Genomic DNA, 20,111 nt, shown 5'->3' with positions numbered 1-20,111 from the left:
TGTCTGGCGATCACCGAGACCGACAGCCCGCTCGCGCGGGAGAAACTCGTCGGTATACCGCGCTCCCTGCGCTTCCCCAGCCCGCGCGCGGCTGCCGACTGGCTGACCGTCCGCAGGCCCGCCCTGCTCGCGTCGGCGCGGCTCGCGGTCGCCGACGGGGAGCTGGACACCCTGGCCCGGCGCCTGATGGCCCAGCTGGTGCGGGCGATGGCGGCCCACTTCGGCACCCGGGCCGCCGCGTCCGACCTGTACGACATCCACCGGCTGGTCCTCGATGTCGCCGAGCGCCGCAAGCTGCCCCGCGAGAAGGCCGCCGCGCTGCTGAACCTCGGTGATCTGGACGCACAGACCGGCCGTACGGCCGAGGCGCTGGTCCGCTATCGCGCGGCTCTGGACGCCGGACGCGAAGCGAACGATCCGTATGCGACCGGGCGCGCGATGGAATCCGTAGGCGGCGCGCATCAGGAGCTGGGGGACTACGACCGGGCCGCCGACTGGTTCGGCCGGGCGCTGGCCGAGCGGCTGGCGCGCGGCGAGCGCGAGGACGTCGCCCGGCTGTACGGCCGTATCGCCGCGGCCCACACCTATGCGGGCAGTTATGGCGAGGCGCTGCGCTGCTGGCGCGCCGCGGTCGCCGGATACCGCAAGAACGGCGATGTGGCCGCCCAGGCACGGGCGTTGAGCGAGCTGGCGCGGGTCCAGGAGTACGCGGGACGGCCCGAGGAGTCGCTGCGCACCTGTCACGAGGCGATCGAGTGGGCGCGCCGGGCCGAGGACGTACGGCTGCAGGCCGCGCTGCAGCTCAGGCTCGCCGACACGCTGGACCGTCTCGGCGACCCCACGGCCGCTCGACTGCATCGCGGGGCGGCCGAGCGCATGCTGGGTGAGGAGCTCCCGGAGAGTGATCCAGAGCCGGAACAAGGTCCTAACACCTGCGAAATCCGCAGTACATCCGACGAAGGTTGATGCAATGAAAGGCTAGACAGCGGGAACACCTTCATTAGACTGGCTCTGCCGCACCTTCTCCTGCGGTGTCTCCTGGTGTGCCCACGCACGTCCGGGTAAGTCTTGTAATGCACCCTCTGAGCCAAGGACCGTGATCGACGTGAAGGTCGGCATCCCCCGCGAGGTCAAGAACAACGAGTTCCGGGTGGCCATCACCCCCGCCGGCGTGCACGAGCTGGTGCGCCACGGCCACCAGGTCGTCATCGAGCGCAACGCCGGCGTCGGCTCCTCGATCCCGGACACCGAGTACGTGGCCGCCGGCGCTCAGATCCTGGACACCGCCGACGAGGTGTGGGCCACCGCCGACCTGCTGCTGAAGGTCAAGGAGCCCATCGCGGAGGAGTACCACCGCCTCCGCAAGGACCAGACGCTCTTCACCTACCTGCACCTTGCCGCGTCCAAGGAGTGCACCGACGCGCTGCTGGAGTCCGGCACGACCGCGGTCGCCTACGAGACCGTCGAGCTGCCGACCCGTGCCCTCCCGCTGCTCGCCCCTATGTCCGAGGTCGCGGGCCGGCTCGCCCCGCAGGTCGGCGCCTACCACCTGATGCGTGCCAACGGCGGCCGCGGTGTGCTGCCCGGCGGTGTTCCCGGCGTGCTGGCCGGCCGGGCCGTCGTCATCGGCGGCGGCGTCTCCGGCTGGAACGCCGCGCAGATCGCCATCGGCATGGGCTTCCACGTGACCCTGCTGGACCGCGACATCAACAAGCTCAAGGAAGCCGACAAGATCTTCGGTACGAAGATCCAGACCGTCGTCTCCAACGCCTTCGAACTCGAGAAGGCCTGCCTTGAGGCCGACCTCGTCATCGGCGCCGTGCTCATCCCGGGCGCCAAGGCGCCGAAGCTGGTCACCAACGAGCTCGTCTCGCGGATGAAGCCGGGAAGTGTTCTTGTCGATATCGCGATTGATCAAGGCGGTTGCTTCGAGGACTCGCGTCCGACCACCCACGCCGAGCCGACCTTCCCGGTCCACGGCTCGGTCTTCTACTGCGTCGCCAACATGCCCGGCGCGGTGCCCAACACCTCCACCTACGCGCTCACCAACGCGACGCTGCCGTACATCGTCGAGCTCGCGAATCGAGGCTGGGTCGAGGCGCTGCGCCGTGACCCCGCGCTCGCCAAGGGCCTCAACACCCATGACGGCAAGGTGGTTTACCGCGAGGTCGCAGAGGCGCACGGGCTGGAGCACGTGGAGCTGGAGTCGCTGCTCGGCTGAGCCGCGCCGGGCCGGCCCGCGCGGCTAAGTCACCTTTTCGTAAAGGCGATACGTCAACACGGCCCGTCAACCTCGCCCACCCGGCCGGACCTTGCCCGACAAGGTCCGGCCGAGTGTGTGTATGGTCACTTTGCGGCTCTCGGTCAACTCGCCTCGAACGTAACCCTTGAACCGATTCGTACACCGGTGAAACCTGCCGTGCGACGGCCGTACGCCCTTGACAGAGGGATGTTTCATTGCCGACACATCCTGCCGGGTCCGGCGGATTGTGTTGCTGCGGACGCCCGACACGCCATAGAGTCGCCAACCGTCGGCATGGTGCCACGCTGACCTGTCTAGAAGTTTCCTGGTCACCAAGGAGGTAAGACGACTTGTGAATGAGTCGACATTTTCTCCCGGGGGTGGTCAACCAGGAATGCCTGCACGGGCCGAGCGCCCCGCGGGGTTCGAGGCTGTCGGCTCCGTAGCGGTGCGCACCTTCGCAGCCCAACAGAGTCACTTGAAGTCAGGTGTGACTCAGCCAGCACACCAGAGCATGGATGGCCATCACGTGAACGCCATGGCCGGCGACGGAAGTGGCGCGCCCCACAACCACTTCGCCGACTACGACGAACTGCCCGACGGGCACTTCTACGATCCCGACGCGGAGTACGAGCCCGACCCCGAGTACGCGGCCACGCTCGCGCCCGACGCTGCCCGCCAGCGCCGTGAGCGCATCGGCCCGACCGGACGGCCGCTGCCGTACTTCCCGATCCCGGGTCCGCTGACCGACCACGGTCCCGCGAAGATCATCGCGATGTGCAACCAGAAGGGCGGCGTCGGCAAGACGACGTCGACCATCAACCTGGGTGCCGCGCTCGCGGAGTACGGACGCCGAGTCCTGCTCGTGGACTTCGACCCGCAGGGCGCGCTGTCGGTCGGTCTCGGCGTCAATCCGATGGAGCTCGACCTCACCGTCTACAACCTGCTCATGGAGCGGGGCATGGCGGCGGACGAGGTGCTCCTGAAGACCGCGGTCCCCAACATGGACCTGCTCCCGAGCAACATCGACCTGTCGGCCGCCGAGGTACAGCTGGTGTCCGAGGTCGCGCGCGAGTCCACGCTGCAACGGGCGCTCAAGCCGCTGATGGCCGACTACGACTACATCGTGATCGACTGTCAGCCCTCGCTCGGCCTGCTCACCGTGAACGCCCTGACGGCGGCTCACAAGGTGATCGTGCCGCTCGAGTGCGAGTTCTTCGCCCTGCGTGGCGTGGCGCTGCTGACGGAGACGATCGAGAAGGTCCAGGAGCGGCTCAACCCGGAGCTGGAGCTCGACGGGATCCTCGCCACGATGTACGACTCGCGCACCGTGCACAGCCGTGAGGTGCTCGCGCGTGTCGTCGAGGCGTTCGACGATCACGTCTACCACACGGTCATCGGCCGCACGGTCCGCTTCCCGGAGACCACGGTCGCCGGTGAACCGATCACCACGTACGCCTCCAACTCCGTCGGTGCCGCCGCCTATCGCCAGCTCGCCAGGGAGGTGCTCGCCCGGTGTCACGCCGAGTGAGTCTGCCGGGGGCCGACGAACTGTTCCGTACGACAGGGGGGATGGCGCTTCAGGCGTCCACTCCCCGGCGCCAGGCCAACGGCGAGGCCCGGGTGCCGGCTCCGGCGGGGGAGAGCGACGGCGCCGCCGCGGAGGACGCGCCGCAGTCGGTGCCCGCGCAGGGCGGTGACGGCGACGGGGCCGAGCATGCCGCGGCCGACGCGGAGTCGGTCGATGCCGGAGAGTCGCGAAACCGGGCCGCCGCCGCGGAGCGCTCCGCGCGACGTCAGGGGCCGCAGGAAGGTTCTGGCGCGGCGGCGGCCGCCAACGCGTCCGCGGCGCCGCGCAAGCAGCGCGGCGGACGGGCCGCCGCGCGCCGGCCCAGCGGCCGGGAGCGGCACGACGAGAAGATCACCGTGTACGTGTCCGCCGAGGAACTCATGGACCTGGAGCACGCACGTCTGGTGCTCCGCGGTGAGCACGGGCTGGCGGTCGACCGCGGGCGCATCGTGCGCGAGGCGGTGGCCGTGGTGCTGGCCGACCTGGAGTCCCGTGGGGACGCGAGCATCCTCGTACGCCGGCTCCGTGGGCGGTAGCGGTAGCCTGCGGGGGCTATGACCTCGAACGACCTTCCCGCCCCCGCGTCCGGCTCCGCCGGCCGTCGGCGTGCGTTGGGGCGGGGCGCTCCGCGGGTCGAGCCGGTTTCTTCGTCTCCTGCGGAGAGCTTGTCGGTGGCTGAGGCCGAGTCTTCGGCATCCGCCGGTGGGCCGTTGTGCCCACCCGTTCCTCCCCCAGTGCCTGAAGGGCCTGGGGGGACCCCCAGCGGAACGCCTGCCCACAACGGCGGCGGCGATGGCCCGGAACCGCCTGCTGCCGAACCCGAAGGGCCCGAGGTCGCCCCACCGCCGGAGGCAGTCTCCGACTCCCAGGAACCCGGCGACGGTGTCTTCAAGGTTCGGCTGTCCAACTTTGAGGGCCCCTTCGACCTTCTCCTCCAGCTGATCTCGAAGCACAAGCTCGACGTGACCGAGGTGGCCCTCTCCAAGGTCACCGACGAGTTCATGGCGCACATCAGGGCGATGGGTCCGGACTGGGACCTCGATCAGACGACCGAGTTCCTGGTCGTCGCGGCCACGCTGCTCGATCTGAAGGCGGCGCGTCTGCTGCCCTCCGCGGAGGTCGAGGACGAGGCGGACCTCGCCCTCCTGGAGGCGCGGGACCTGCTCTTCGCTCGGCTGCTGCAGTACCGCGCCTACAAGCAGATCGCCGACATCTTCAGCCGCCGGCTGGACGAGGAGGCGCGCCGCTATCCCCGTACGGTCGGACTGGAGCCCCACCACGCCGAGCTGCTGCCCGAGGTCGTCATCAGCATCGGGGCGGAAGGGTTCGCCAAGCTCGCCATCAAGGCGATGCAGCCCAAGCCCAAGCCGCAGGTGTACGTCGACCACATCCACGCGCCGCTGGTCAGCGTGCAGGAGCAGGCCGGGATCGTGGTGGCGCGCCTGAAGGAACTCGGCGAGGCCAGCTTCCGCTCGCTGATCGAGGACACCGAGGACACGCTGACGGTCGTAGCCCGCTTCCTGGCGCTGCTGGAGCTGTACCGGGAGAAGGCCGTGGCGCTGGAGCAGGAGACCGCCCTCGGGGAGCTGATGGTGCGCTGGACCGGTGGGGAGGGGGACGCGGAGCCGATGGTGACCGACGAGTTCGACCGGCCGCCCGAGCCGCCCAAGGAGGAGAAGAAGGCGTGAGCGAGGAGATCACCGAGCTGCCGGCCGGGCTGCGTGCCGTCGCCGATCTGGAGCTGAAGCCCGCCCTGGAGGCTGTCCTCATGGTCGTCGACGAACCCGCGACCGTGGAGCACCTCGCGAAGATACTGGAGCGGCCCAAGCGGCAGATCACCAAGGCGCTGCGGGAGCTGGCCGACGACTACACCGTGCAGAGGCGCGGCTTCGAGCTGCGGCTCGTCGCCGGCGGCTGGCGTTTCTACACCCGCCCCGAGTTCGCGCCCGCCGTGGAGCGGCTCGCCCTGGAGGGCCAGACCGCCCGGCTCACGCAGGCGGCACTGGAGACGCTGGCGGTCGTGGCGTACCGGCAGCCGGTCAGCCGCAGCCGCGTCTCGGCGGTGCGCGGAGTGAACTGTGACGGGGTCATGCGGACCCTCCTCCAACGGGGTCTCGTCCAGGAGGCGGGCACGGAACCCGAAACAGGTGCGATCCTGTACACGACGACGAACTACTTTCTGGAGCGGATGGGCCTACGCGGTCTGGACGAGCTCCCGGAGCTCGCGCCCTTCCTCCCGGAGGCGGAGGCGATCGAGGCCGAGACCCAGGAAGGGGTGCCGTCGTTCGACCCGGACGCACCCGATGCGCCCGGTGCAGACGACGCAGACGACTAGACGGAACTTTGATGCGAAGCAGCGGCAGCGGCAAGAGTGGCGGGACCGGCGGGCGGGGTAACAACCGCGGTGCCGGCAACAACAGGGACCAGAAGCAGGGGCAGGGCCAGGGTCAGGGCCGTCCCAGCAAGCCCCGCCCCGAGGAGCGCCGCTACGACGTGGGCCCCGGCGGAAGCCATGAGGGCCCGAAGTCCGGGCGCGGCAGCTCCGCGCGCGGGGGCGCCAAGGGCGGGCCCAAGCAGGGCCAGGGCGCCGGGCGGGGGCGCTGGGCTCCGGCCACGTCCCGTGAGTACGACGCGCGGGCCGAGGAGCGCAACCGCGAGCGGTACGCGGGCAAGAAGGACGTCAAGCCGCCCAAGACCTTCCCGGGCGCCGAGCAGGAGGGCGAACGGCTGCAGAAGATCCTCGCGCGCGCGGGCTACGGCTCCCGGCGTGCCTGCGAGGAGCTCATCGAGCAGGCGCGGGTCGAGGTCAACGGCGAGATCGTCCTGGAGCAGGGCAAGCGGGTCGACCCGGAGAAGGACGAGGTCAAGGTCGACGGGCTGACCGTCGCCACGCAGTCGTACCAGTTCTTCTCGCTGAACAAGCCCGCCGGTGTCGTCTCGACGATGGAGGACAACGAGGGGCGTCAGTGCCTCGGTGACTACGTGACGAACCGCGAGACGCGGCTCTTCCACGTCGGGCGGCTCGACACCGAGACCGAGGGCGTCATCCTGCTCACCAACCACGGCGAGCTGGCGCACCGGCTGACCCACCCCAAGTACGGCGTGAAGAAGGTCTACCTCGCGCACATCACGGGCCCGATCCCGCGTGACCTGGGCAAGCAGCTCAAGGACGGCATCCAGCTGGAGGACGGCTACGCGCGCGCGGACCACTTCCGGGTCGTCCAGCAGACCGGCAAGAACTACCTCGTGGAGGTCACTCTGCACGAGGGGCGCAAGCACATCGTGCGCCGCATGCTCGCGGAGGCCGGCTTCCCGGTCGACAAGCTGGTGCGCGTGGCCTTCGGCCCGATCACCCTGGGCGACCAGAAGTCGGGCTGGCTGCGACGGCTGTCGAACACCGAGGTCGGGATGCTGATGAACGAAGTCGATCTCTAGAAACCGGTACGTGACGGCCGGTCCCGGATTTTCTTTCGGGCCGGCCGATTCGTTTTCGCGCTCCCCGCGGTCTTTATCGGTGACGGAGGGAGCGGCATGGCTGCGACGACGACGGACCGCGAGGAGTTCGTACGGCTGACGGATCCGTACCGGCGGGAGCTGCTGGCGCACTGCTACCGGATGCTGGGCTCGGTCGACGAGGCCGAGGACCTGGTGCAGGAGACGTATCTGCGGGCGTGGCGGTCCTACAACGGCTACGAGGGCCGGGCCTCGCTGCGGACCTGGCTGCACCGGATCGCCACCAACACGTGTCTGACGGCGCTGGAGAGCCGTACGCGCCGTCCGCTGCCCCGCGGGCTCGGGGCGCCCTCAGAGGCGCCTGAGGAGCCGCTGAGGGCGCCTGCGACGGACGTTCCGTGGCTGCAGCCGCTGCCGGATTCGCTCATCGATCCCGCTACCGTCGTCGCCGCGCGCGGCAGTCTGCGGCTCGCGCTCGTCGCCGCGCTGCAGAACCTGCCCGCGCGGCAGCGGGCCGTGCTGATCCTGCGGGACGTGCTGGCATGGCGGGCGGCCGAGGTCGCCGCGTTCCTCGGGACCTCGACGGCGGCCGTGAAAAGCACCCTCCAACGCGCGCGTGCCCGGCTCGACGAGCTGGCCCCGGACGAGGACCTCGTCGTGGAGCCGGAGGGCGCGGCCGACCGCGACGTGCTCGACCGGTATGTGGCCGCCTTCGAGAACGCCGACATGGACGCGCTGGTCGGGCTGCTCCAGGACGGCGTCGAACTGGAGATGCCGCCCTATCTGGAGTGGTTCAGCGGGAGGAAGAACGTGCTGCGGTTCCTGGAGCCGCGGGTGGGCGAGAAGGGTCTCGTCCGGATGCTGCCCACGCGCGCGAACGGACAGCCGGCGGCGGCGATGTACAAGCGGGAAGCGGACGGCGTCTACCGGGCGCACTCGATGCAGGTGCTCACGGTGTCGGACGGCGCGGTCGCGCGGATGACCGTCTTCTTCGATCCGGGACTCTTCGACCGCTTCGGGATGCCGGAGGTGGTCTCGTGAACTCCGGGGAGCTGTTGGAGCGTTCACTCGCCTACGCGCTGGGGTGCGTGGCCGGGGTGGAACGGGCGGGACTGGGGCGCCGGACGCCGTGTGCGGAGTGGGACCTGGAGGATCTGCTCGGGCATCTCGGTGACTCGCTGGACGCGCTGCACGAGGGGCTGACCGGCGGACGGGTCGGACTGTTGCCCACGCGTCCTGGAGCCGACCCGGCGTGCGGTGTGCGCACGCGCGCGTGCGCGGTGCTTGGCGCCTGGGCGGCGTCCGGTCGCCGCGACCGGGTCCTGGTCGGCGAACGGCCGCTGGACGTGCGGGTGATGGCCGCCGTGGGTGCCGTCGAGATCGCCGTGCACGGCTGGGACGTGGCCCAGGCCTGCGGGCGGCCACGGCACATTCCTGGCCCGCTCGCGGTCGAGCTGCTGCCCGTCGCCCGGCATGTCGTGGCGGACGCGGACCGGGGAGTGCGGTTCGCCGCGCAGCTCGCCGTGCCCATGTCCGCGCGGCCGGAAGCACGGCTGCTGGCATTCCTCGGGCGCCGCGATTCCTTTCCGGAGTGAGCCCGGTCTGCCTTCCGTGAGTGACCTCAAGAACTCACGGAAGGCACTGTCATGACCGAGACCCTCAAGGTCCCCCTCAGCACGAAGAGCACCGAGCCCACCGCGAAGGCACCACCCCTGCGCGCGTGGACGGTGATCCTCGCCGGGCTCGGGGCCCTGCTGTGCTCCCTGGACGTCGTGGTCGTCGCCACCGCGCTGCCCGCGCTGCGGGCCGACTTCGGGGCGAGCCTGTCCCAGCTGGAGTGGACGATCAACGCCTACAACCTCGTCTTCGCCTGTCTGACCCTGACCGGCGCCGCGCTCGGCGACTGCTTCGGGCGGCGGCGCATGTACGTCGCAGGGCTCGCCCTCTTCACCCTGGCCTCCGCCGCCGCGGCCCTCGCGAGCGGCCCGGGCCAGCTGATCACCGCGCGCGTGGTGCAGGGCGCCGGGGCGGCCGTACTCCTCCCGCTCACCCTGACCCTCATCAGCGAGGCGTTCCCGGCCGAGAAGCGGGGCGTGGCGATCGGGGTGTGGGGCGGGGTGACCGGGCTCGGCGTCGCGGCCGGACCGGTACTGGGCGGGGCCGTCACCGAGGGCCTGTCCTGGCAGTGGATCTTCTGGCTGAACGTACCCATCGGTCTGGCGATGCTGCCCCTCGCCGCCACCAAGCTGCGCGAGAGTTATGGCACCCGGCCCCAACTCGACATCGTGGGGCTGGTGTTGGTGGCCGTCGGGCTGACGGGCCTGGCCTGGGCTCCGGTGCGGGCGCCCGAGGTGGGCTGGGGGAGCGCCGAGACGCTGGCCGCGCTGGCCGTCGGTGTCGTGTTCGTGGCGGCCTTCCTCAGGTGGGAGTGGAAGGGTGCCCGCTATCCCATGCTGCCGTTGGAGTACTTCCGACGGCGCTCCTTCTCCACCGCCAACGCCTCGGCCTTCATGCTGTTCGCGTCGCTGCTCGGCGCCCTCTTCATGACCACGCAGCTCTTCCAGCTCGGGCTCGGCTACAACCCGCTGGAGGCGGGTGTGCGGATCCTCGTCTGGAACGCCACGCCGCTCCTGATCGCGCCGATCGCCGGAGCCCTCGCGGACCGGTACGGGACCCGGCCCTTCATGCTGGGCGGCCTGGTGTTGCAGGCGACCGGCCTCGCACTGCTGGCCTGGCAGGTCGAACCGGGGGTCGGATACGACCGTCTCGTCGGCCCGCTGATCATCGCCGGCGTCGGCATCTCCATGGTCTTCCCGAGCGTGGCCAACGCGGTGACCGCGTCCGTGCCGCTCGGTGACGCCGGTGTGGCGGCCGGGGTCAACAACGCGCTGCGCGAGCTGGGCGGGGTCTTCGGAGTGGCCGTCGCCGCGGCCGTGTTCACGACGTACGGCGGCTACGCCACACCGGAGACCTTCGTCGACGGAGCGGGTCCGGCGCTGTGGGTGACGGCGGGGATCGCGGCGATCGGAGCGGCGGCTGCGGCGTTCGCACCGTCGCGCGGGGCCAGTTGAGGGGATTGCACAGTCCCGTCGCCCCCTTTATAGTCGTGGTGACTATTAGTCGCACTGACCATAAAGGGGGCGAGCGGATGTGACCGTGCCGACCGGCTACGACAAGTACGCGCACGAACCCTTCGCCGTCACCGTCGACCTCGCCGTCCTGACCCTGCGCGCGGGCGCACTGCACGTGCTGCTCGTCGAGCGCGGGCAGGAGCCGTACGCCGGACAATGGGCGCTGCCCGGCGGCTTCGTGCAGCCCGACGAGTCGGCGGAGACGGCGGCCCGGCGTGAACTCGCCGAGGAGACCGGTCTGGTGGACGTCTCCGGGCTGCATCTGGAGCAGCTGCGGACCTATAGCGAGCCCGACCGCGACCCTCGGATGCGGGTCGTGTCCGTGGCGTTCGCGGCGCTGCTGCCGAACGCGCCGGAGGCGCATGCCGGCAGCGACGCGGCGCAGGCGCGCTGGGTGGAATGTGACATGGCACAGCCTCAGGTGGAATGTGACATGGCACAGCCCCTCGCCTTCGACCACGACCGCATCCTGGCCGACGCCCACGACCGCGTCGGCGCCAAGCTCGAGTACACCTGCCTCGCCACCGCCTTCTGCCCGCCCGAGTTCACCCTCGGCGAGCTGCAGCAGGTCTACGAGGCCGTGTGGGGCACCGCGTTGGACCGGCCCAACTTCCGGCGCAAGGTGCTCGCCACGCCGGGCTTCGTCGAACCGGTCCCCGGCGCCGCCCGCTTGACCGGTGGCCGCGGCAAACCGGCCGCGCTGTACCGCGCGGGCACCGCCACGGCCCTGCATCCGCCCCTCCTCCGACCGTCCCGGGAAGGACGCCCCGTATGACCGCCACGACCGTCGCCAAGCGCGCCGCCACCGGAGCCCTCACCGGACTCGCCCTCGGCGACGCGCTCGGCTTCCCCACCGAGTTCAACGACGTGCCGTCGATCCTCGCCAAGTTCGGCCCCTGGCGGGAGATGGGGCTGCCGAGGCCCGCGATCGTCACGGACGACACGCAGATGACGCTGGCGTTGGGGAAGGGGCTGCGGGCGGCGATGGACCGGGGAGTGCTCGAACCGTCGGCGATGGCCGAGTCCGTACGGCAGGAGTTCATCGCCTGGAACCGCTCCCCGGAGAACAACCGGGCGCCCGGCAACACCTGCATCCGGGCGTGTGTCCTGCTGGAGGACGACCGCCCCTGGCAGCAAGCCAGCCAGATCGACTCCAAGGGCTGCGGCGCCAACATGCGCGTGGCGCCCCTCGGTCTCATCTCCGGCCTCAGCGACGAACAGCGCGCGGGCGCCGCCCAGTTGCAGTCCGCGCTCACTCACGGGCACCCGACGGCACTCGCCGCGTCCGACCTCACCGCGCATGCCGTACGTCTGCTGGCGCAGGGCGCCGAGCCCACCGGACTGGTCGGGCTGCTGCGGTCGTACGCCCTGGAGCACCGCTCCACATACCACCACCGCTGGCTCGGCGACCTGTGGACGCGGGGCCAGGACCCGACGGCCGAGCACTTCATCGCGCGCGGCTGGGACGAGTGCCTGGCCGTGCTCGACCGTCTCCAGGACGCGGTACGAACCGTGTCGCCGGAGACCGACCCGTGCCTGGCCACCGGTGCGGGCTGGATCGCCGAAGAGGCCCTGGCGACCGGACTGTTGTGCTTCCTGCTCTTCGTCGACGAACCCCTGACCGCCCTGCGCCGCGCCGCCTGCTCCTCCGGCGACTCGGACTCCATCGCCTGCCTCGCGGGCGCGTTCGCCGGCGCATACCTCGGCGCCGACGCATGGCCCACGGAGTGGGCCGACCGAATCGAGTACCGAGGCGACCTGCTCACCCTCGGAGCCCTCTGGGACGCTTGACCCATGATCGACGCCCTGGACATCGACCTGACACCCGTGGTGGCCGAGCAGCCCGACCCGCTGCTGTTCGCCACCGTCTCCGGAGCCCACCTGTACGGCTTCCCGTCCCGCGACTCGGACGTGGACCTGCGGGGCGTGCATCTGCTGCCGGCCGCCGATCTGGTCGGACTGCGGGAGCCCGAGGAGACCCGGTCCAGGATGTGGGACCGGGACGGCGTCGAGATGGACCTCGTCACACACGACCTGCGCAAGTTCGTACGGCTGATGCTGCGCCGCAACGGCTACGTGCTGGAGCAGTTGCTGTCGCCGCTCGTCGTGCACACCACCGACGCCCACCGGGAACTCGCCGCCCTCGCACCCGGCGTCCTCACCAGCCACCACGCCCACCACTACCGAGGCTTCGCGGTGACACAGTGGCGGCTGTTCGAGAAGACCGGCGAACTCAAGCCGCTGCTCTACACGTTCCGTGTGCTGCTCACCGGCATCCATCTGATGCGCAGCGGCGAGGTGCGGGCCCATCTGCCCACACTGCTCACGGAGATCGCCGAGGCACCGGCCTACGTACCGGAGCTGATCACGGCGAAGGCGGAACAGGAGCACGGGGCGGCCGATGTCGATCACGCGCGCGTGCAGGGCGACATCGAGCGGCTGCATGGAGTGCTGGACGAGGCGCAGGCGGCGTCAGTCCTGCCGGATGTTCCGGCCGTGTACGACGCCCTGCACGATTTCGTCGTACGGATCCGGCTGGAGGGCTGACGCCCGGCGGGCGCGGGCGAGGAAGTCCTCGATGCGGCGGTGGTCCGGTTCGGCGGGGAGTGGGCTGTGCCGGTACGCCTCGTCCGTCTCCGTCGCCAGGCGGGTCATCCAGGACTCGACCTCGGGCCAGGGGACCTCACCGCGTTTCACCGCCAGCAGTGGTTCGCGGCGGTCGCCGACGTCGATCGTGAGCTCGCCCGTGCGCAGCAGGTCGCGGGCGCTCATCAGCAGGCGCAGCAGATGCATGGCGTGCTTCCAGCGCGGGGCGCCGTGATTGCGGACGTCGGCGTCGAGCTTGTGGCGCTGGTCCAGGGAGTACCGGGCGAATGTCTCGTGGGCCTGGCGGGAGAGGAACGCGCCGCGCAGGGCGATCAGCTCGCGGCCCGTGTCGTCGACGTACTCCACGAGCGGGGAGTGCAGGCACTCCAGGACGTTCGGGTTGGCGCGCAGGGCCAGCTCGCAGAAGCGCTCCAGCTCCCAGCTGAACTGCTCCTCGGCCGGTCCCTCCACATGGGTCGGCGGCTTCTCGAACCGCCAGAAGAGGGGAGTGGGTGCCGCGTATACGCCCCGGCGGTCGGTGTCGCTGGCGTCCGTGGCCAGGCCGAAGGCGCGCGAACCCATCACGCAGGAGTAGATCGTGTGGTCGCGCACCAGGGCCTCGGGCTGCATGCCCGGCAGCGTACGCGGCGGTTCACGCGAGGCGGATCGAATTTCCGTCCACGGTGATCTGCTTCTCGGGCAGCGCCTTCGTCGCCGGGGGGTTCTTCACCGAGCCGTCCTCGATGCTGAACTTGCTGCCGTGGCAGGTGCAGTTGATGGTGCCGCCCGAGACGCTCGCCACGGGACACTGCTGGTGGGTGCAGATGTTCGAGAAGGCCTTGAAGTCGCCTTCCTTGGGCTGGGTCACGACGACCTTCTCGTCCTTGAAGATCGTGCCGCCGCCGACCGGGATGTCGGACGTCTTCGCCAGCTCCTGACCGGGGGAGGCGTTCTCCTCCGCGGAGTCGCCCCCGTCGTCGCCGTACTCGCTGCAGCCCACGAGAAGCGCCGCCGCGCCCGTGGCGAGGAGCACCGTGCGCCGGGTCGGATCAGGGGTCATGTCGTCACTCCGAAGGTGCGGAAGAACCAGAGGGCGGAGGTCAGCCAGACGATCGTCAGGACGGTGAAGACAAGCCCGCCGACGATCGGCAGCAGCCAGTTGGGGAGGCGCTCCGAACGGAGCAGCAGCATCTTGGCACTGAAAGCACCGAAGAAGAAGCAACCCAGGATGGAGTGCCACAAAACCCTCGTTTCGTACGTCTGATAGCCCAGCGCATACAGGCAGTGCACCGCAACCGGAACAGACACCAAAAACGCCACCCGCCCCGACCAGCGGTGCAGCGCCGACGACCAGCCGGGGCCCGGCAGCTTGCCGTACACCATCAGCGCCGAGACGACCTGGACGAGCGCGAAGAAGATCGCCGCCGTCGCCAGCCATGACTTCACCGCCCCCGTGCTGCTGAATCCGGCGAGGTTGAAGGCGGTCCCCGCCGGGTCGTGGACCTTGCCGTACACCCCGAGGGCGATCGCCACCGCGGCGGCGACCAGCGCCGGGACCAGATAGCGGGCCGGGTGCGGGCGGCGGTGGCCGGGCTCGGGCGAGGGAAAGTCCTGGGTGGCGGCGTTCGGGTCGACGGTCATTGCTCGACTCCCGTGAGCAGAGGATCAGGGGGTGACTGGCCGGGCCGTGAGCTGCTCTCCGTCGACCGTCACCGCACCGGTCTCCGGGTCGATCCGTGGTGCGGGGGAGGGCTCGCCGTCGACAGTGAGGATGCCGACCTGCTGCCGGCCGCCCTGCCGTACGATCCAGCCCCCGTCGACGTCGGCGTCGCCGGCCCTGCCGGTCGCCCGGTACAGCCCGTCCGGCTTCTTGGCCCGGCCGGCGGTGAAGTCGTAGTGCCCGCCGTCGACGTCGACGGTGCCGCTGATCTGCTTGCCCTCGAGGGTGCCGTTGAGCTTCGCGCCGTTCTTGCCGGTGAGCCGCATGGTGCCGTCGTCCTCGACGTCGCCCTTCAGCCACGACTCCTTGTCGCGGCCGTCGCAGAAGTACGCGACCGCCTTGCCATCACGCAGGGAGACGGCGACGGAGGCGGAGTCGTCCGTCGTGCGGCCCGTGTAGTCGGCGTCGGGCACGGGAGTCCGGGAGGGCGTGGGGGAGGGGGACGCGGTCGTCTTCGTGGGCGTCGGGGAGGCCTTCGGCGAAGGCGACTCCTCCGTGTACGAGGACGACGCGCTCTTCGACCCCGTCGTCGCGTTGAGCGACAGCATGAACAAGCCGAGCACCAGTCCCGCGAGAAGAGTGAACAGTGGTCCGGAGCGCTTCATGACGGCCTCCCCCGAGGCGAGCTTCCTGCCCCATGAGAGCGGACCCGACGGGCCGGCGTCCAGAGGCGCACAGGGGCGTTCTGACCCCAAGTGGCGGAATAGGGTGATTCGGGGGACATTGACGGGCCTGATGCCCCGTCTCAGCGGGCGGGCGCCCCGCCACCGCTCGACCGGGGCTGACTACGCTGGACGGGCCAGCGATCCGTACATCAGCAAGGAGCCAAGCCGTGGCGGTACGAGCGGTCCGAGGCGCCGTCCAACTCGAGGTGGACGAGGCCGGCCACATGGACGAGCAGGTCGGAGCCCTGCTCACCGCCGTCCTGGAGCGGAACGACCTCACCGCGGACGACCTGATCAGCATCTGGTTCACGGCCACGCCCGACCTGCACTGCGACTTCCCGGCCGCCGCCGCCCGCAAGCTCGGCATCGTCGACGTACCGCTGATCTGCGCGCAGGAACTGGACATCCAGGGCGCCATGCCGCGAGTCGTCCGTGTCCTCGCGCACATCGAGTCCGACAAGCCCCGGGCCGACATCGCGCACGTCTACCTCGGCGCCGCGGCCGCCCTGCGTAAGGACATCGCCCAGTGAGGACCGCACTCGTCATCGGCACCGGCCTCATCGGCACCTCCGCCGCCCTGGCCCTGGCCAAGCGAGGCGTCGTCGTCCACCTCGCCGATCACAATCCGGAGCAGGCCCGGACAGCGGCCGCGCTCGGCGCCGGCTCGGACGAGGCGCCCGAGGGCCCCGTCGACCTCGCGATCGTCGCCGCCCCGCCCGCCCATGTGGCCGGGGTGCTCGCCGACGCCATGCGCCGGGGCGTGGCCCGCGGCTACCTCGACGTGGCCAGCGTCAAGGGCGGCCCCCGCCGCGAACTCGAGGCGCTCGGTCTCAACCTGTCGTCGTACATCGGCACCCACCCCATGTCGGGCCGTGAGAAGTCCGGCCCGCTGGCCGCGACCGGTGATCTCTTCGAGGGCCGCCCCTGGGTGCTCACGCCGACCCGGGACACCGACACCGAGGTGCTGAACCTCGCCCTGGAACTGGTCTCGCACTGCCGCGCGGTGCCGGTCGTCATGGACGCCGACGCCCACGACCGCGCCGTCGCCCTGGTCTCCCACATGCCCCACCTGGTCTCCAGCATGGTCGCCGCACGTCTGGAGAACGCCGACGAGGCGGCCGTACGACTGTGTGGGCAGGGCATCCGCGATGTGACCCGGATCGCCGCGTCCGACCCCGGTATGTGGATCGACATCCTCTCCGCGAACCCGGGGCCGGTCGCCGACCTCCTCGCCGACGTCTCCGCCGACCTCGACGAGACGGTCCGCGCCCTGCGCGCCCTGCAGTCCTCCGACGACGCCAAGCGCCGCGAGGGCAGCGCCGGCATCGAGGACGTCCTGCGCCGGGGCAACGCCGGCCAGGTCCGGGTCCCCGGCAAGCACGGGGCCGCGCCGCAGGTGTACGAGGTCGTGGTCGTGCTCATCGACGACCAGCCCGGGCAGCTGGCCCGCATCTTCGCCGACGCGGGACGGGCCGGGGTCAACATCGAGGACGTACGCATCGAGCACGCGACCGGGCAGCAGGTCGGTCTGATGCAGCTGATGGTGCAGCCACAGGCGGCCCCCGTGCTGACGGCGGCGTTGCGGGAGCGGGGCTGGGCGATCCGGCAGTAGCCCGCGCCCCAAAGGGGCGCGGGGAACTGCGCGACCAGCCCCGACGAGCCCGCAGACGATCGACAGCCCGAGCCCCCGCGGCGGAGCCGTATATCGGCACAACCCGCGGAGCGCTCCGCCGTGGGCCGGACGAGTGACCCGAACCCAGTAACCTTGTGCGGGGCACGATCGCGCCCCGCTCACTCCCACCGCACCGCACCAGGAAGGTGTCCATCCGTGGAAAACGGCGCCGCCCCGACCGCCCCGGCCGTGATTGTCGCCATCGACGGCCCCTCCGGCACGGGCAAGTCGAGCACGTCCAAGGCCGTGGCCGCGCAGCTGGGCCTGAGCTACCTGGACACCGGCGCCCAGTACCGGGCGATCACCTGGTGGATGGTGACCAACGGGATCGACACCGACGACCCGTCGGAGATCGCCGCCGCGGCCGGAAAGCCGGAGATCGTCTCCGGTACCGACCCGGACAACCCGACGATCACGGTCGACGGCACGGACGTCGCCGGGCCGATCCGCACCCAGGAGGTCACCGCCAAGGTCAGCGCGGTCAGCGCGGTGCCCGAGGTGCGGGCGCGGATCACCGAGCTGCAGCGCTCGATCGCGGCCTCCGCCGCACGGGGCATCGTCGTCGAGGGCCGCGACATCGGTACGACGGTGCTGCCCGACGCCGACCTGAAGATCTTCCTCACCGCCTCCCCGGAGGCGCGTGCCGCCCGCCGCAGCGGTGAGCTCAAGGGGTCGGACGTCCACTCGACCCGTGAGGCGCTGCTGAAGCGGGACGCGGCCGACTCCAGCCGCAAGACCTCGCCGCTGGCGAAGGCCGACGACGCGGCCGAGGTGGACACCTCCGACCTCACACTCCAGCAGGTCATCGAGTGCGTCGTCACCCTCGTCGAGGAGAAGCGAGCAGCGAAGTGACGGCATCATCGGAGCGGGGCGCGGAGGTCGGGCGGCGTATCGGCGTCGGCCTGATGTACGGGCTGTGGAAGCCGCGCGTCCTGGGCGGCTGGCGGGTCCCCGCGACCGGCCCGGTGATCCTCGCCGTCAACCACTCGCACAACATCGACGGCCCGATGGTCATCGGCGTGGCGCCCCGGGCCTCGCACTTCCTGGTCAAGAAGGAAGCGTTCGTCGGCCCGCTCGCCCCCTTCATGCGGGCCGTCGGCCAGCTGGAGGTGGACCGCTCGACCGCCGACCGTACGGCCATCACCCAGGCCCTGGACGTGCTGGCGGCCGGCGGTGTGCTCGGCATCTTCCCGGAGGGCACCCGGGGCGAGGGCGACTTCGCCGCGCTGCGATCCGGGCTCGCGTACTTCGCGGTGCGCAGCGGCGCCCCGATCGTCCCCGTCGCCGTCCTGGGAAGCACCGAGCGGCCCGGACGGTTGATAAAGGCGCTGCCCGCGCTGCGCTCCCGCATCGACGTCGTCTTCGGCGACCCTTTCGAGGCGGGCGACGGCAGCGGGCGGCGGACGCGCAAGGCGCTCGACGAGGCGACCGAACGCATCCAGAAGCAGCTCACCGCGCACCTGGAAAACGCCAGGCGCCTGACCGGGCGCTGAGCGACACTTGAGTAGTGGATCACCCGAGATCGGGGGAATCCACCGATCACCACACTGAACGAGGTACGGACTTCATGAACGACCAGATCCACTCCGACGGCTCGGGCGAGGAGCACGACCACGGAGCACTTGGCGACGCCGAGTACGCGGAGTTCATGGAGCTCGCCGTCGAGGAGGGCTTCGACCTCGAGGACGTGGAGGGCGCGATCGAGGCGGCCGGCCACGGCCCGTTGCCGGTGCTCGCCGTCGTCGGCCGGCCGAACGTCGGCAAGTCGACTCTGGTGAACCGCATCATCGGCCGCCGCGAGGCCGTCGTCGAGGACAAGCCGGGCGTCACCCGCGACCGTGTCACCTACGAGGCCGAGTGGGCGGGCCGCCGCTTCAAGGTCGTCGACACCGGCGGCTGGGAGCAGGACGTCCTCGGCATCGACGCCTCCGTGGCCGCGCAGGCCGAGTACGCCATCGAGGCCGCCGACGCCGTCGTGTTCGTCGTCGACGCCAAGGTCGGCGCGACCGACACCGACGAGGCGGTCGTACGACTGCTGCGCAAGGCCGGCAAGCCCGTGGTCCTCGCCGCCAACAAGGTGGACGGGCCGAGCGGTGAGGCCGACGCGGCGTACCTGTGGTCGCTCGGTCTCGGCGAGCCGTACCCGGTCTCCGCGCTGCACGGTCGCGGCACCGGCGACATGCTGGACCAGGTCCTGGAGGCGCTCCCTGAGGCGCCCGCGCAGACCTTCGGCACCGGGGTCGGCGGCCCGCGCCGCATCGCTCTCATCGGCCGCCCGAACGTCGGCAAGTCCTCACTGCTGAACAAGGTGGCGAACGAGGAGCGCGTCGTCGTCAACGAGATCGCGGGCACCACCCGCGACCCGGTCGACGAACTGATCGAACTCGGCGGCGTCATCTGGAAGTTCGTCGACACGGCCGGTATCCGCAAGCGCGTCCACCTCCAGCAGGGCGCCGACTACTACGCCTCGCTGCGCACCGCGGCCGCGGTGGAGAAGGCCGAGGTGGCGGTGATCCTCATCGACGCCTCCGAGAGCATCTCGGTGCAGGACCAGCGGATCGTGACGATGGCCGTCGAGGCCGGACGTGCGATCGTCCTCGCCTTCAACAAGTGGGACACCCTCGACGAGGAGCGCCGCTACTACCTGGAGCGGGAGATCGAGACCGAGCTCGGCCAGGTGGCGTGGGCGCCGCGGGTGAACGTCTCCGCGCGCACCGGCCGCCACATGGAGAAGCTGGTCCCCGCGATCGAGACGGCCCTCGACGGCTGGGAGACCCGCGTCCCGACCGGACGCCTCAACGCCTTCCTCGGCGAACTGGTCGCCGCCCACCCGCACCCCGTCCGTGGCGGCAAGCAGCCCCGCATCCTCTTCGGCACCCAGGCCGGCACCAAGCCCCCGCGGTTCGTGCTCTTCGCCTCCGGCTTCATCGAGGCGGGCTACCGGCGCTTCATCGAACGCCGGCTGCGCGAGGAGTTCGGCTTCGAGGGGACGCCGATCCATATCTCCGTGCGGGTGCGCGAGAAGCGCGGCAAGAAGAAGTAGACAGCGAAAGGGCGGCTCCGACCGGAGCC

The 20,111-nt window shown here is 70.8% G+C and carries 22 protein-coding genes; 18 read left to right on the top strand and 4 right to left on the bottom strand.

Going from position 1 to position 20,111, the window contains the following annotated elements; genetic code table 11:
* From ACTWQO_RS34680 to ACTWQO_RS34620, 13 genes are all read left to right on the top strand, one after another.
* On the top strand, window positions 1-966 hold a 966-nt coding region (locus tag ACTWQO_RS34680), incomplete at its 5' end, for a tetratricopeptide repeat protein (protein ID WP_443241347.1).
* Between the two features lie 130 nt (window positions 967-1,096).
* Window positions 1,097-2,221: an alanine dehydrogenase gene (gene ald / locus ACTWQO_RS34675; RefSeq protein ID WP_443241346.1), complete on the top strand. Its 1,125-nt coding sequence runs from the start codon at window positions 1,097-1,099 to the stop codon at window positions 2,219-2,221.
* Between the two features lie 415 nt (window positions 2,222-2,636).
* A complete protein-coding gene (locus ACTWQO_RS34670; RefSeq protein WP_210574614.1) occupies window positions 2,637-3,773 on the top strand; it encodes a ParA family protein in 1,137 nt (378 codons plus the stop codon).
* Window positions 3,758-4,348, top strand: a complete 591-nt coding sequence (locus ACTWQO_RS34665; protein ID WP_443241345.1) for a hypothetical protein — start codon at window positions 3,758-3,760, stop codon at window positions 4,346-4,348. The genes ACTWQO_RS34670 and ACTWQO_RS34665 overlap by 16 nt, the downstream gene beginning before the upstream one ends.
* 18 nt (window positions 4,349-4,366) lie before the next feature.
* A complete protein-coding gene (locus tag ACTWQO_RS34660; RefSeq protein ID WP_443241344.1) occupies window positions 4,367-5,500 on the top strand; it encodes a segregation and condensation protein A in 1,134 nt (377 codons plus the stop codon).
* Window positions 5,497-6,147, top strand: coding sequence for an SMC-Scp complex subunit ScpB (scpB, locus tag ACTWQO_RS34655; protein WP_443241343.1), 651 nt, complete (start codon window positions 5,497-5,499; stop codon window positions 6,145-6,147). Before ACTWQO_RS34660 ends, scpB begins: the two co-directional genes overlap by 4 nt.
* Before the next feature lie 11 nt (window positions 6,148-6,158).
* The gene (locus tag ACTWQO_RS34650; protein WP_443241342.1) at window positions 6,159-7,247 is read left to right on the top strand and encodes a pseudouridine synthase; all 1,089 of its coding nucleotides are present in this window, start codon (window positions 6,159-6,161) and stop codon (window positions 7,245-7,247) included.
* A 96-nt stretch (window positions 7,248-7,343) separates the two neighbouring features.
* The gene (locus tag ACTWQO_RS34645; protein ID WP_443241341.1) at window positions 7,344-8,306 is read left to right on the top strand and encodes a sigma-70 family RNA polymerase sigma factor; all 963 of its coding nucleotides are present in this window, start codon (window positions 7,344-7,346) and stop codon (window positions 8,304-8,306) included.
* A complete protein-coding gene (locus ACTWQO_RS34640; protein WP_443241340.1) occupies window positions 8,303-8,860 on the top strand; it encodes a TIGR03086 family metal-binding protein in 558 nt (185 codons plus the stop codon). Before ACTWQO_RS34645 ends, ACTWQO_RS34640 begins: the two co-directional genes overlap by 4 nt.
* 51 nt (window positions 8,861-8,911) lie before the next feature.
* Window positions 8,912-10,336 (top strand): DHA2 family efflux MFS transporter permease subunit, encoded by a 1,425-nt coding sequence (locus ACTWQO_RS34635; RefSeq protein ID WP_443241339.1) that lies wholly within the window; start codon window positions 8,912-8,914, stop codon window positions 10,334-10,336.
* Window positions 10,337-10,415: 79 nt separating this feature from the next.
* Window positions 10,416-11,171 carry an NUDIX hydrolase gene (locus ACTWQO_RS34630; RefSeq protein ID WP_443241338.1) on the top strand — a complete coding sequence of 252 codons (756 nt, stop codon included), beginning with the start codon at window positions 10,416-10,418 and terminating at the stop codon, window positions 11,169-11,171.
* On the top strand, window positions 11,168-12,187 hold the full coding sequence (locus tag ACTWQO_RS34625; RefSeq protein WP_443241337.1) for an ADP-ribosylglycohydrolase family protein: 1,020 nt from the start codon (window positions 11,168-11,170) through the stop codon (window positions 12,185-12,187). The genes ACTWQO_RS34630 and ACTWQO_RS34625 overlap by 4 nt, the downstream gene beginning before the upstream one ends.
* 3 nt (window positions 12,188-12,190) lie before the next feature.
* Window positions 12,191-12,943, top strand: coding sequence for a nucleotidyltransferase domain-containing protein (locus ACTWQO_RS34620; RefSeq protein ID WP_443241336.1), 753 nt, complete (start codon window positions 12,191-12,193; stop codon window positions 12,941-12,943).
* Here the strand turns inward: ACTWQO_RS34620 and ACTWQO_RS34615 are convergent.
* From ACTWQO_RS34615 to ACTWQO_RS34600, 4 genes are read right to left on the bottom strand one after another with little or no spacing between them, the layout of a single operon-like run.
* Window positions 12,869-13,612, bottom strand: coding sequence for a nucleotidyltransferase domain-containing protein (locus ACTWQO_RS34615; protein WP_443241335.1), 744 nt, complete (start codon window positions 13,610-13,612; stop codon window positions 12,869-12,871). The genes ACTWQO_RS34620 and ACTWQO_RS34615 overlap by 75 nt on opposite strands.
* A 22-nt stretch (window positions 13,613-13,634) precedes the next feature.
* Entirely contained in the window at window positions 13,635-14,042 is a 408-nt protein-coding gene (locus tag ACTWQO_RS34610; RefSeq protein WP_443241334.1) for a Rieske (2Fe-2S) protein, read from the bottom strand.
* Complete coding sequence (locus ACTWQO_RS34605) at window positions 14,039-14,623, bottom strand: DUF6529 family protein (protein ID WP_443241333.1); 585 nt, start codon at window positions 14,621-14,623, stop codon at window positions 14,039-14,041. The genes ACTWQO_RS34610 and ACTWQO_RS34605 overlap by 4 nt, the downstream gene beginning before the upstream one ends.
* A 24-nt stretch (window positions 14,624-14,647) precedes the next feature.
* Window positions 14,648-15,307, bottom strand: coding sequence for a hypothetical protein (locus ACTWQO_RS34600; protein WP_443241332.1), 660 nt, complete (start codon window positions 15,305-15,307; stop codon window positions 14,648-14,650).
* Between the two features lie 227 nt (window positions 15,308-15,534).
* Here ACTWQO_RS34600 and aroH point away from each other — a divergent pair, with 227 nt between their 5' ends.
* From aroH to der, 5 genes are all read left to right on the top strand, one after another.
* The gene (aroH, locus tag ACTWQO_RS34595; protein ID WP_301978730.1) at window positions 15,535-15,897 is read left to right on the top strand and encodes a chorismate mutase; all 363 of its coding nucleotides are present in this window, start codon (window positions 15,535-15,537) and stop codon (window positions 15,895-15,897) included.
* On the top strand, window positions 15,894-16,979 hold the full coding sequence (locus ACTWQO_RS34590; protein WP_443241331.1) for a prephenate dehydrogenase: 1,086 nt from the start codon (window positions 15,894-15,896) through the stop codon (window positions 16,977-16,979). The genes aroH and ACTWQO_RS34590 overlap by 4 nt, the downstream gene beginning before the upstream one ends.
* 216 nt (window positions 16,980-17,195) lie before the next feature.
* Window positions 17,196-17,891, top strand: a complete 696-nt coding sequence (gene cmk / locus ACTWQO_RS34585) for a (d)CMP kinase (RefSeq protein WP_443241330.1) — start codon at window positions 17,196-17,198, stop codon at window positions 17,889-17,891.
* A gap of 53 nt (window positions 17,892-17,944) precedes the next feature.
* Entirely contained in the window at window positions 17,945-18,532 is a 588-nt protein-coding gene (locus ACTWQO_RS34580; protein WP_301987245.1) for a lysophospholipid acyltransferase family protein, read from the top strand.
* 74 nt (window positions 18,533-18,606) lie between these two features.
* Window positions 18,607-20,082 carry a ribosome biogenesis GTPase Der gene (gene der, locus ACTWQO_RS34575; protein ID WP_443241329.1) on the top strand — a complete coding sequence of 492 codons (1,476 nt, stop codon included), beginning with the start codon at window positions 18,607-18,609 and terminating at the stop codon, window positions 20,080-20,082.
* Window positions 20,083-20,111: the final 29 nt, after the last annotated feature.

It is taken from the genome of Streptomyces sp. 4N124 (assembly GCF_052245395.1).
GTDB lineage: Bacteria > Actinomycetota > Actinomycetes > Streptomycetales > Streptomycetaceae > Streptomyces.
The sequence above is the reverse complement of the archived record's forward strand: the minus strand, read 5'-3'. Positions and strand labels throughout refer to the sequence as shown.